11 protein-coding genes and 4 pseudogenes are annotated in these 10,433 nt (G+C 64.3%); 3 read left to right on the forward strand and 12 right to left on the reverse strand.

From position 1 onward, the window contains the following. Positions 1-69: 69 nt before the first annotated feature. A pseudogene (locus FHS81_RS15150) lies at positions 70-240 on the reverse strand (IS630 family transposase); the annotation flags it as partial. Positions 241-307: 67 nt separating this feature from the next. On the opposite strand from FHS81_RS15150, the pseudogene FHS81_RS15155 reads away from it, so the two are divergent. After that, a pseudogene (locus FHS81_RS15155) lies at positions 308-562 on the forward strand (IS110 family transposase); the annotation flags it as partial. A gap of 194 nt (positions 563-756) precedes the next feature. On the opposite strand, the gene FHS81_RS15160 reads toward FHS81_RS15155, so the two are convergent. Continuing rightward, positions 757-1,946, reverse strand: a protein-coding gene (locus tag FHS81_RS15160; protein WP_183754377.1) for an IS3 family transposase whose coding sequence is annotated in 2 segments (ribosomal slippage) — positions 757-1,694 and positions 1,694-1,946 — 1,191 coding nt in all. Because the reading frame shifts where the segments join, the coding sequence is not laid out codon by codon here. Between the two features lie 63 nt (positions 1,947-2,009). Between FHS81_RS15160 and FHS81_RS19025 the strand changes: the two are divergent. Continuing rightward, positions 2,010-2,222: pseudogene (locus FHS81_RS19025) on the forward strand (IS110 family RNA-guided transposase); the annotation flags it as partial. A 231-nt stretch (positions 2,223-2,453) separates the two neighbouring features. Here FHS81_RS19025 and FHS81_RS15165 read toward each other — a convergent pair. The 3 genes and pseudogenes from FHS81_RS15165 to FHS81_RS19030 all read right to left on the reverse strand — a co-directional run. After that, positions 2,454-2,582: pseudogene (locus FHS81_RS15165) on the reverse strand (IS3 family transposase); the annotation flags it as partial. Positions 2,583-2,642: 60 nt separating this feature from the next. Then, positions 2,643-3,008, reverse strand: a complete 366-nt coding sequence (locus tag FHS81_RS15170) for a hypothetical protein (RefSeq protein WP_097137729.1) — start codon at positions 3,006-3,008, stop codon at positions 2,643-2,645. Between the two features lie 18 nt (positions 3,009-3,026). Next, positions 3,027-3,404 (reverse strand): carboxymuconolactone decarboxylase family protein, encoded by a 378-nt coding sequence (locus FHS81_RS19030; RefSeq protein WP_025292322.1) that lies wholly within the window; start codon positions 3,402-3,404, stop codon positions 3,027-3,029. A gap of 297 nt (positions 3,405-3,701) precedes the next feature. On the opposite strand from FHS81_RS19030, the gene FHS81_RS15180 reads away from it, so the two are divergent. Next, positions 3,702-4,616: a LysR family transcriptional regulator gene (locus tag FHS81_RS15180; protein WP_025292323.1), complete on the forward strand. Its 915-nt coding sequence runs from the start codon at positions 3,702-3,704 to the stop codon at positions 4,614-4,616. A gap of 3 nt (positions 4,617-4,619) precedes the next feature. Here FHS81_RS15180 and FHS81_RS19305 read toward each other — a convergent pair whose 3' ends face one another. The 7 genes from FHS81_RS19305 to parA form a co-directional block, all read right to left on the reverse strand. After that, a complete protein-coding gene (locus tag FHS81_RS19305; RefSeq protein WP_323132803.1) occupies positions 4,620-7,058 on the reverse strand; it encodes a relaxase/mobilization nuclease domain-containing protein in 2,439 nt (812 codons plus the stop codon). Further along, positions 6,988-7,911, reverse strand: a complete 924-nt coding sequence (locus tag FHS81_RS15190) for a lytic transglycosylase domain-containing protein (protein ID WP_025292325.1) — start codon at positions 7,909-7,911, stop codon at positions 6,988-6,990. Before FHS81_RS15190 ends, FHS81_RS19305 begins: the two co-directional genes overlap by 71 nt. 5 nt (positions 7,912-7,916) lie before the next feature. Beyond that, complete coding sequence (locus FHS81_RS15195) at positions 7,917-8,252, reverse strand: DUF736 domain-containing protein (RefSeq protein ID WP_025292326.1); 336 nt, start codon at positions 8,250-8,252, stop codon at positions 7,917-7,919. Positions 8,253-8,320: 68 nt separating this feature from the next. Beyond that, complete coding sequence (locus FHS81_RS15200; RefSeq protein WP_025292327.1) at positions 8,321-8,866, reverse strand: S26 family signal peptidase; 546 nt, start codon at positions 8,864-8,866, stop codon at positions 8,321-8,323. Beyond that, positions 8,863-9,381 carry a DUF2840 domain-containing protein gene (locus tag FHS81_RS15205; protein WP_025292328.1) on the reverse strand — a complete coding sequence of 173 codons (519 nt, stop codon included), beginning with the start codon at positions 9,379-9,381 and terminating at the stop codon, positions 8,863-8,865. Before FHS81_RS15205 ends, FHS81_RS15200 begins: the two co-directional genes overlap by 4 nt. Continuing rightward, complete coding sequence (locus tag FHS81_RS15210; RefSeq protein ID WP_025292329.1) at positions 9,378-9,632, reverse strand: hypothetical protein; 255 nt, start codon at positions 9,630-9,632, stop codon at positions 9,378-9,380. Before FHS81_RS15210 ends, FHS81_RS15205 begins: the two co-directional genes overlap by 4 nt. Beyond that, positions 9,629-10,282, reverse strand: a complete 654-nt coding sequence (gene parA, locus FHS81_RS15215; RefSeq protein ID WP_025292330.1) for a ParA family partition ATPase — start codon at positions 10,280-10,282, stop codon at positions 9,629-9,631. Before parA ends, FHS81_RS15210 begins: the two co-directional genes overlap by 4 nt. Between the last annotated feature and the right edge of the window lie 151 nt (positions 10,283-10,433).

Here is a 10,433-nt window from a genome sequence, read left to right on the forward strand (position 1 = left end):
CTCGGTCTTTGCACAGACCTTGAAGCTGCAATCAACCACCCGCCTTACAGGTGCTAGAGCCCGTCCACTTTAATCCGGGTCATAGCCGCAGGCAGCGAAGTAATTTTCGCATTCTTGGGCGGTGAAGATGTTGACGATTTCGCCAACCGTGTTCCATAGACCTTCTATGGAGCGCTCGGCCTTTGCCCTGAGCATTGCCTTCAGCTTGGCAAAGGCGTTCTCGATTGATGGGATGGATGGCTCCTGCTCCCGGCGTCGCATTGCGCCATAGTCGGGAAGTCATCATCCCGTATAAGAGGAGCCATCCATGTCCGAGCTTGCCACAGTCGGTATCGATCTCGCAAAGAGCGTCTTTCAGATCCATGGTGTAGACGAGAGTGGACAAGTTCTCGTGCGCCGCCAGCTTCGCCGCGGCCAATTGCTCGCGTTTTTCCAGAAGCGTCCACGATGCCTGATCGGCATGGAGGCTTGCGCAGGTTCTCATGACTGGGGCCGCAGGCTTCAGGAGATGGGGCATGACGTTCGGCTGATGCCGCCGTCCTATGTGAAGCCTTACGTGAAGTAATGGTCAGGTGAAGATTACTTTACTAATCATCAGGTGACCATAATGCGAAGGAACGCACGCGGGCCGCCCAGTTGTCGGCCGTTCGCGCAAAATTCCTTCGCATTATTTCAGAGCGTGTCCAGCCAGGCGAGCAGGCTCGTATCGCGTTTCCACGATGAAGAGTGCGCCGTCGCTGACGTGACCCCCGTTTCTCATCCAGCCATAACGAGAGTCCTTTGGTGATCTGAACTGGGGTTGGTGGGGTTGGCAAGAGGCCGGTCAGCGCAGCTTTCAACCAGCGCAGCGGACCGGCCGATCTGTCCGGTGAGCGCATCTGCATAAGCCTGCGGCGTCAGCCACCCGAGCTTCGAGTGCGGACGCCGCTCGTTGTAATCGCGCCGCCAGGCCTCCAGCACGGCGCGGGCGTGCGGCAGGGATCGGAACAGCGTCTCGTTCAGCAGCTCGTCACGCAGGCGGCCGTTGAAGCTCTCGTTGAAGCCGTTCTGCTGAGGCTTGCCCGGCGCGATGTAGTGCCAGCCCACACCGGCGTCGTCGGCCCAGGCCAGGATGGCGTTGGACGTATATTCCGTGCCGTTGTCGCTGATGATCGTCTCGGGTCGCCCGCGTCGCAGGATGATGGCGTCCAACTCGCGCGCCACCCGTCGCCCTGACAGCGAGGTATCGGCGACGAGCCCGAGGCACTCGCGGGTGCAGTTGTCGATCACCGTCAGTATGCGGAAGCGCCGCCCGTCGGTCATCTGATCGGACACGAAGTCCAGCGACCAGCGCTGGTTCGCGACCAGAGGGATCTCCAGCGGCCGCCTTGTGCCCATGGCGCGTTTTCGCCCGCCACGCCGGCGCACCGTCAGCTTCTCCTCGCGGTAGATCCGCTGGACCCGCTTCTTGTTGACCGCATGGCCCTCGCGCCGGAGCATCACGTGCAGACGTCGATAGCCGAACCGCCGACGCTCCTGGGCCAGGGCCTTCAGCCGATCCCGCAGGGCGCCATCGTCCGGTCGCGTCGCCTGATAGCGCACGCTCGTCCGATCCACACCCAGCACCCGACAAGCCCGCCGCTCGCTCATCGCGTAGGCCGACTGCAGGTGCGCCGCCGCCGCTCGATGAGCTGCGGGCGTCACCACTTTTTTCCCAGCAAATCCTTCAGCGCGACGTTGTCCAGCATCGAGTCCGCCAGCATCCGCTTCAGCTTGGCGTTCTCGTCTTCCAGAGCCTTCAGACGCCGGGCCTCCGACACGTCCATACCGCCATACTTGGCCTTCCACTTGTAGAAGGTCGGCGAGCTCAGCCCGTGCTTCCTGCACAGATCCGCCACCGGGACGCCGGCCTCCTGCTCACGCAGGATCCCGATGATCTGCTCTTCCGTGAACCTTGATCGCTTCATTCTGTCCGTCCTTTCGAGGGGCGGACTCTAGCTATTCCTGGAGGAGTTTCAGGGGGTCACGTCAGAGGAAGCCAGCATTTGCGCAGCCTATTGGTTCACGGCGCGCGTGCCGTCGTGAGAACGGCACCCAATAAAAATGATCCCATCAGCCAATGGGCCAACCAGCTTCGGGAGCGACGCGGGTTCAACCGCGCAACGGTTGCCATCGCCAACAAGAATGCACGGATAATCTGGGCCGTGCTTCGAACGGGCGATCAATACCGCGCCGCCGCCTGAAGAACCGAACCAGTTTGCGAGTAGACGGAGAAATGGACTGCACTGATCGAGCCGACGCGCGACGAGCCTGACTATTATCGAGGCCCTTGAGGCCTACCAGCTGTAGAGGTGCGCGTGTGCGGATTTCCCATTTGGGCGCTCTGGACAACCAGCTGACGCCGGATAGATGTTTGCAACTGATCCACGCAGAACGTTTCAATGCCGCTTGCAAAGGGAGAGCCGTCCATAGAGATAGTATGTCTGCTCGCTGACCGCGATCCGGCGGCAGGCTTCAGTCGTGCTCGCTCCCTGCGACAGCACAATCTCAACTTCACGCAGCTTGCCAATAATCTCTTCCGGCTTGTGCTTCTTGCTCGGCATTCAATGTCCCTTTCGTGGTCCAGACTATCATAGTCTCTGGGCCACTCAGCGGGGGGCAGATCAGGTCGCAAGGCCGGTGATGATCGTTTCCCTGTCACCGGAGGAAGTGAAGCGATAGATTTCGTCGCGAGAATATGACGCGACATATATCGAACCGTCCTTATCGATGGTCAGACCGGAAGGGCCGGAAAGCCCCTCGGCGAAAGTCGTTCGGGAGCCGTCGGGCGCTATGCGGGAGACACGGCCCGCCCCCCATTCGGCGATAAAGAGATTTCTATTGGCGTCGAACGCCATACCCACCGGCGAACTGAAGCCGGTCCAAAGGCGCACGGGCTCGGCAGCATTGGCTTTCGTGACGATGCCGGAGACCATGGCGGCTGCGGCGATAAGAGTGAGATGTGACAACATGGTGCGACGATTGAACATTATCTTTTCCTTATCTGTTCAGGATGTCGGGTGTCGGTCGAAGACTGTCTTCGCTGCGTTGAGACCGTTGATCGCTGCGGGGAAGCCGGCATAGACCGCCATCTGCATGACAATCTCGATGATCTCTTGCTGTGAGAGGCCGACGTTCAGACCCGCCGCAATGTGAACTTCTAGTTGCGGGCGTGCATTTCCGAGTGCTGTAAGCGCGGCAATCGTCGCAATTTCCCGCTGGCGAAGGTCAAGGCCGGGTCGCGCATAGATGTCGCCAAACGGAAATTCGATGAGGTAGCGCGCGAAATCGGGCGAGATCTCCTTCAGGCTCTCCACGACGGCATGACCATCTCTCCCATCAATCGCGGACAGTCTTTCCAGGCCGATGGCATAGCGATCACGCACCGCGCCAGCTTGAGGGACAGGATTGTCTCCGGTCTGTGCCGTTGCTGTGGACGCGAGAGCAGACGAGCCCACGGCGAGCACCCCAAGGCTCCCCAGGGCGGTTCTACGTGTCAGATGCGAGGTCTCAACCTGCGACTCTGCAAGAGCGCTGGCTTCCGCGGGCGTTTCCTGACGTTCTGAATTGCTCACACTACCTCCATGACACCGGCGTTGAGCCAGTTGCGCGATTGATTGAAATGCACCTATTTGATCATCGTTGCCTTGCGATAAATCCAATTCATTATTAGTATTTCCGTCATGAAGACGGTTCATCTCGCCAGCATCGACCTCAATCTGCTCGTCGTCTTCGACGCGCTGGTTGCGGAAGGGCACGCCACGCGCGCCGCCGAACGGATCGGATTGACCCAGCCGGCGGTCAGCCACGCGCTCAACCGCCTGCGGGCTTTGTTCGGTGATCCGCTCTTTGTTCGTTCACCGCGCGGCATGGTGGCGACACCGCTGGCGCAGGACATCGCTCCCGGTGTGCGGTCCATTCTCGAACAGGTGGAAGGCATCCTGCTCGGCGGTCGCACCTTCGATCCGGCATCGAGCACGCGGCAATTCACGCTTGGGCTATCCGACTACGCAGCCTTCGTGCTGCTGCCACGCCTCACCGCGCGCCTCGATCGGGAAGCGCCGGGCGTTTCCCTTGTCGTTCGCAACACCAGTCGCAGCGTCGGGCTTCCCATGCTGGAAGATGGTGGGGCCGAACTGATCGCGGGCAACTTCCCAGACCCACCCACGCATATGCGCGAAGAACTGCTCTATGAGGAGGACTTCATCTGCGCCGGTCGGGGCGATCATTCCGGCCTCGACGGGATGGTCGATCTCGACCGCTATCTTTCGCTTCGGCACCTTCAGGTCTCGATGAAGGGCAATCCGCGAGGCTATGTCGATGCCGTGCTCGCCGAAAAGGGCCTGAAGCGCAATGTCGCCGTGACGGTCGGCCATTTCCTGATGGCTCCGATGCTGGTCGATGCTTCCGATCTGGTGGCGACGGAACCCCGTCGATTGTTCGCACCGCTCGCCGGGCGGCTGCCGCTCCGGCTCTTTCCGCCGCCTCTCGACATTCCCACATTCCGGGTGGTGCAGACTTGGCACGCTCGACATGATGCCGATCCAGGGCATCAATGGCTGCGGCGCGTGCTGCGCGAAGTGGGGCAATGGGCGTAACGCTTAAAGCCCCAATCCCCTTTGCCGCCCCAGTTGCCACGACACGGAGCCACCCTGCACGACGCCCATGACCTCGCGGCCGAGATGGCGGTCGATGACCGGCCGCCACGGGACGAGGGTGAACTCGTGGCTCTGCTCCACGATGGCGAACTTGCCGCTAGATAGCTGGACAGTCCCGGTGAACTTGCCGCTGATCTTCTCGCCGTCCGCCGCCGCCCGGAATGGCAGCGCTTTGTTTTCGGCCATCTCCGCGCCGACGTGGGCCACCTCCCGCTCGCGCAGCGTGGCGAGGAGGCTGCGCCGGTAGAAGATGCGGCCATCCCTTGATCGGGTGGCGTCCCCCTGTTCGATATGATGCTCGCGGCGCTGGTCCATGGCCTCCCGCACCTGTAGGCCGAACCCGGCCGGAGCGAGATCCGATGCGTCGGGCGATACCAGCCGGCGGTCGAGCCAGGTCGCCCCAACGGACCCGATCTGGCTTTCCAGATTGAAGGCCGAGATGATGCGGATGCTGGCCTGCCGATTGCGGCCTGCATCATAGGCAGCGGCTCGGCTCTCGAAATCCTCTGGGACGCGCCATTGATCGGCGTCGATCCTCTCGGTGATGCCGGCGCGGCGCAACGCCTCCAGCCGGCGCACATGAGCATTGACATAGCCCTCATAGTCGCCGCCGGGAACGCGGCCCTCGAACTTCGCCTGCTCCAGATGGCGGCTCGGCCGATAGAAGCCATCCTCGGCGATGGCGGCGATCGTTCGGTCAGACGGTCGTTGCGTGGTTTCGGCCGGGCCGATCTCGATGACGCTGCCAATCCGGGCGTCCTCAACGCGGGCCGGGTCGATGCCGGGGACATGGTGGGTGCGGCCGTCGATGCCGTCCACCACGACGGTCAGGTTCTCGCCCATCTCGTCGGTCAGATATTTGTCAACGACGCGACCAACGATCGGCGTCTCGGGCGGCCCGTCATGGATATGGAAGGTCATCGGGTCACGCTCCAGGCCATCGGCCTTCAGCGCCTTGTGCATGTTGCGGATGATGTCGCCGCGCTCGCCCAGCTCGCGCAGGGTCGGTTCCATCCGCTCGCTCAACTCCCAAACGCCGGGTGCATGTTCGGTGACGAGGCCCATCTGCTCAAGTTTGCCCAGGCGGCGCAGGCGCAGCGTCCGGTCAAACGGGCGACGCGGATCGTCGGGTTCATGGCGCAGGTCGAGGAACCGTTCATCGGCTTCCTCAGTCATCGTCCGGTCAATGCGGGTGAAGCGGTCCTGATCGACTTCGGCCGAGAGCTTGCGGTTCTGCTCGATCTCGGTGACGGGGCCAAGCTCCAGCGTGGTCAACTCGCTCGCCCGCTCGCGAATGCCGTTGGCGAGATAGTCGCCGTTGATGACCAGATTCTCTCCCAGGTCATCCTTGCCGCGCACGATGACATGCACATGGGGATGGCCGGTGTTGTAGTGGTTGACCGCGACCCAATCGAGCTGGGTGCCGAGGTCGGTTTCGATATGGCGCAAGAGGTCGCGGGTGTGCGCCTTCAGGTCGGTCAGGTCAGCCCCGTCTTCCGGCGAGAGGATGAACCGAAACTGGTGCCGATCCTCCCTGCCGCGATCGAGGAAGGCATCGCCATCGGCGCGATCCTCGGTGGCGGAATAAAGCGGGCCGCGCTCGCCGTCGCGCGAGGTTCCGTCGCGCTGGATGTAGCGCAGATGGGCGGCGGCCTTGCCGTTCTTGCCGGCGCTCTGGACATAACGGGTCTTGACGACGACGCGGCGCATACCGGAAGTGCTGTGCTTCCAGCCGCCGGACAGGGTGCGGGCGAGGACGAAGGACGCGCCACGTCCGCGCCGCACGCCGGGACCGCCGGGCGCGCGCGGGGCCTTGCCGCCCCCCATGCTCCCCTTGGCGGCCGACTTCGCCGACACGCGCGGCGAATATTTGGGATGGGTGTTGCTGTGCTGGCGGGCGAGCTTCTTCGCCTGGGTGAGAAAGCTCTTGGCCTTGCCGAGCTTCGGCGCATCGGAACGGATGCGGCCCGGCCTGGGCCGGAAGCGGTTCTCGTCGTCGGCGCTCATGGACGCGCCACCGGCCGAAATCCAAGAAAATCGGGCAATCTGCGGCCATGGTGCCGGACGAAATCCAGCAAATCCAAGGCTTTGCGCAAAATCGCGGCTCGCGCGTTCCAAAAACAGGGTGCCGCTCGCGGCTCCCCTAACCAGTGTGCAGACAATAACAATTTCCAGAACATTGGCGACGTGGTGCCATGTTCCTTTATCTTGCCCTCCGCACTTCCTGCCCTTCCTGCCCGGAATCCAGCCAGGCGAAACCCCGCATGACTGGACACCGGAACGGCTCGCGCCGACTGTGGGAACGCACCCCTCATGGCGCTCCCCCGCCATCGGCGCGAGCCACGAAAATTCTGCCGGTTGACGGCTCCGTGTCGGCGGCATCGCGCACCGGAACGGTCGCGCGAGTGTCGCTGGACTGCACTTCGGATGACGGCGCGGCGACGGTCCGCGTGTCGGCCGAGCGTGTGACGAACAGCGGAGCGTCGCGCCAGTCGGGCGGCGGTGGCGGTGCTGTTGCGGGTGTTTCAGTGCCGACCGGGCCGCCGATCACCGGCGCGATGGCGGCGACATAGGCGCGGGTCTCGGCGGGCAATCTCCGGCCGGTCGCGCGATGTTCGTCGTAGCGGCCGGGACCGGCATTGTAGGCCGCGAGCGTTGCCGCGACATTGCCGTAGCGATCCCACATTTCGCGCAGGTAAGCCGCGCCCGCCATGATGTTGTCGCGTGGGTCGTAAGGATCGCGGCCGAGGCCATGACGGACGCGCAGGCCCGCCCAGGTATCGGGCATGACCTGCATCAATCCCATGGCTCCGGCCGACGAGATCGCGCGCACGTCGCCCGCGCTCTCGACGCGCAGCACGGCGCGAATCCAGTGCTCGGGAATACCGAAGCGCTGCGAGGCTTCGGTGATGAAGCCGGCATAGGGATCGGCAGGATTCGCGCGCGTGACGGGTGCGGCCTGCGCCGATAAGGCGACCGGACAGGCTGCGACCGCGAGCACGCCAGCCAGCAGCAGACCGGCATATCGCGTGATTTCCCTGCCTCCGTTCGACCTCCAGTCTGCCAGCGTGCTCGCTGCGGTCAAGGGCAAGGCGCGAGCGCCGGCCAGAGGCCGCCCCTGACCTTCGCTGCGCGCGCCGGCCGTCCGGTGGCCGAGCGGGACGACGGGATGAGACGGCTTTTCCGCGAACAACGGGATGAGGGTTTTGAACGCGGGGATGACGCGGGATCGCATGGCTTTCAGCCCCGCCCGCCGCGCGGCTTCGGGCGGCTCCAGTGCAGCGACCAGGCTGTCTTGTCGTTGCTGTTCTGGAAGAGGTTGGCGCGGATCGGCTGCGGCAAAGCGGGATCGTCGATCATCAGCGAAATGTAGTCGCCGGCCTTTTCGCCGACCTCCTTCCAGCCTGCACCGACCTCCGGGCCGTCCTCGGCGCCGTGGTGGACGCGATAGGCGGGCGCGTTCTCCGCATCCGATGGTTCGGCAGGAACGATGGTCAGCTCGCGGTAAAGGGTGAGCGTATGAACACGGCCAACGAAGGTTTCGTTTTCGACGGTGAATTGACCGATCTGGGGCATGACAATCTCCTTGGCGGTGAGGTTGGAAACACCATCGGCGGGCACCGCTCCCGCTGATGGGAAAGCGGTCATTGCGTCGGCGCACGCCATTCGTAGCGGCCGTCGCCTTCCTCATCGGTCCAGAGCGGCAGCGCCCGACCGATGACGGAACTTGCGGGGATGGGTCCGAAGTAGCGGCCGTCGAGGCTGTCGCGGACTTCCCAATTCATGAGGAAGATTTCACCGTCGCCGATGACGCGGCAGCCCTGCCAGACGGGCAGATCGCGGCCGATCCGGTCGCGCTCCAGCGCCTCCCCCATCTCGACGCCATCGACGGTGATGGTGCTGCCGGTGCGGCAAACCCGCTGTCCCGGCAGGCCGAGGACGCGCTTCAGGAGCGGCACGCCGCGCCCGACATAGCCGCGCTCGATCATGAAGGCGGCGAGCGGTTCGGGCGGCATAACGGCGACCAGCTCGGGCACCCCGATGCGGTCAGCCGGCTCGATGGTGTAGAAGCCGATGGGCGCGCTGGCCGTGGCGTTCCAGATCAGTTTCGTGGGCGTCGGGATGAACGCCGCGATGGCGACGCCCATCGCCGCGAAATACGTCACCATGACGTAGCCGAACCGCGTCATGGCTCGATCCTCCGACGATGGAGCCAGGCGGCATGACGTTCCGGCGTGTAATCGCGTGGCTCCAGACCGGCGATAAGGCGGTTGTGGACATGCCGCCAGTGATCCGGCGCGGCGTCGGCCGGATCGAGGCCGAGTGCTTCCACCGCGTCTATGGCGACAAGCGCGCGCTGCACTTTCGCCCAGCTATCGAGGCGCAGCAGGATGTCGCCTCCGGGGCGCACGAAGGGCAGCGTCTGGAAGGGTTCGCCGCGGCGAACCGCGCGCACGATGTCGATGCGTGAAATCACGGTGCCGTGTTCGCCGGCCGCCCAGCGGACGAAGGCGAAGACGCTCTCCGGCGCGAAGCCGACGATACTGCGGCGGCGGTCGATGATCTGTTCGTAGCTCTTGCGGCCGAACCGTATCCAGCGCTCGACCTTGCGCTTGTCGAAGGTCAGTTCGACCAATGTGGTGAAGGGCGCAGGCCCGTCCGGCAGCGGACGGCCGTGCATGCGGCGGGCCGCGTTGCCGGTCATATCGGATCTCCTTCGGTGGATGGAAATTCGCGGGCGAGCAGGTCGCGCAGCATGTCGGCGACGGTGATGCCGCGCCGGAAGGCGGCGACCTTGATGCGCCCGCGCAGTTCCGGCGTGATGTCGATGGTCAGGCGGGCGGTGAATGCTTCGCCGGCGGCCTTGCTGGCAGGCGGCATGTCCGCCGCCTTGATCCAGCTTTCAAGATCGCCCGGCCGGGACGCGAAGCCGGGTTTGCGGGTACGTCCGGTCATGGTTCGATCCCTCCGACCCGCAGCCGGTCGATCTCGGCGGCAAGCGCGGCGATCTCGCGCGAAGCCGGGCTGTCGGCGTCGATCTCGGATGCGAGGCGGCCGGACTGCGCAGCATCGGCGAAGACGACACGCTGGCCGATGGCGGTGGCGAGCAAGGGCGGGTCGTGGTCGGCAAGCGTCTCGGCCGTCTCGCGGGCGATGACGGTGCGCGCGCCGCAACGGTTGAGCACGAAACGGGCGGCGAGGTCGGGCCGGTAGATGCGCGCCTCCTTCAGAAGCGCCAGCATCTCGGCCGAGGCCCAACCGTCGAAGGGGGACGGCTGCACCGGGATCAGCACCAGGTCGGCGGCGAGCAGCGCCGAGCGCATCAGAGCGGCGACGCGGGGTGGCCCGTCTATGACGACGTGATCGGCGTCACGGACCAGTTCCGGGGCTTCCCGGTGCAAGGTGTCACGGGCCAGGCCGATGGTGCTGAACAGCCTTGGCAGGCCCTCATGGCTGCGCGTCTGCGACCAGTCGAGCGCGGAGCCTTGCGGATCGGCGTCGATCAGGATGACGCGCTGACCCCGCTGCGCCCAGGCTCCGGCGAGATGCAGCGCCAGCGTGGTCTTGCCGACGCCGCCCTTCTGGTTGAGAAGCGCGACGATCATGGCGCACCTCGTCGGCTGGAAGCAGCACGACTATCGGCACTGGCACCGGCACCACGTGTCGTTTTTCCAGGTTTCGTGAATCGGCGTGAGAGCGGACATGAGTCCGAACAATGGCTTGCGCGCATAGATGTGGTTCCATGTTTGTGAACTG

The organism is Pseudochelatococcus contaminans, assembly GCF_014195635.1.
GTDB lineage: Bacteria > Pseudomonadota > Alphaproteobacteria > Rhizobiales > Beijerinckiaceae > Pseudochelatococcus > Pseudochelatococcus contaminans.

Bases quoted from the DNA above. Each gene is read 5' to 3' on its own strand.
- FHS81_RS15170 (WP_097137729.1), bottom strand. From the start codon at position 3,008: ATGTTCAATCGTCGCACCATGTTGTCACATCTCACTCTTATCGCCGCA.
- FHS81_RS15180 (WP_025292323.1), top strand. From the start codon at position 3,702: ATGAAGACGGTTCATCTCGCCAGCATCGACCTCAATCTGCTCGTCGTC.
- FHS81_RS19305 (WP_323132803.1), bottom strand. From the start codon at position 7,058: ATGCCGCCGACACGGAGCCGTCAACCGGCAGAATTTTCGTGGCTCGCG.
- FHS81_RS15190 (WP_025292325.1), bottom strand. From the start codon at position 7,911: ATGCGATCCCGCGTCATCCCCGCGTTCAAAACCCTCATCCCGTTGTTC.
- FHS81_RS15195 (WP_025292326.1), bottom strand. From the start codon at position 8,252: ATGCCCCAGATCGGTCAATTCACCGTCGAAAACGAAACCTTCGTTGGC.
- FHS81_RS15200 (WP_025292327.1), bottom strand. From the start codon at position 8,866: ATGACGCGGTTCGGCTACGTCATGGTGACGTATTTCGCGGCGATGGGC.
- FHS81_RS15205 (WP_025292328.1), bottom strand. From the start codon at position 9,381: ATGACCGGCAACGCGGCCCGCCGCATGCACGGCCGTCCGCTGCCGGAC.
- FHS81_RS15210 (WP_025292329.1), bottom strand. From the start codon at position 9,632: ATGACCGGACGTACCCGCAAACCCGGCTTCGCGTCCCGGCCGGGCGAT.
- parA (WP_025292330.1), bottom strand. From the start codon at position 10,282: ATGATCGTCGCGCTTCTCAACCAGAAGGGCGGCGTCGGCAAGACCACG.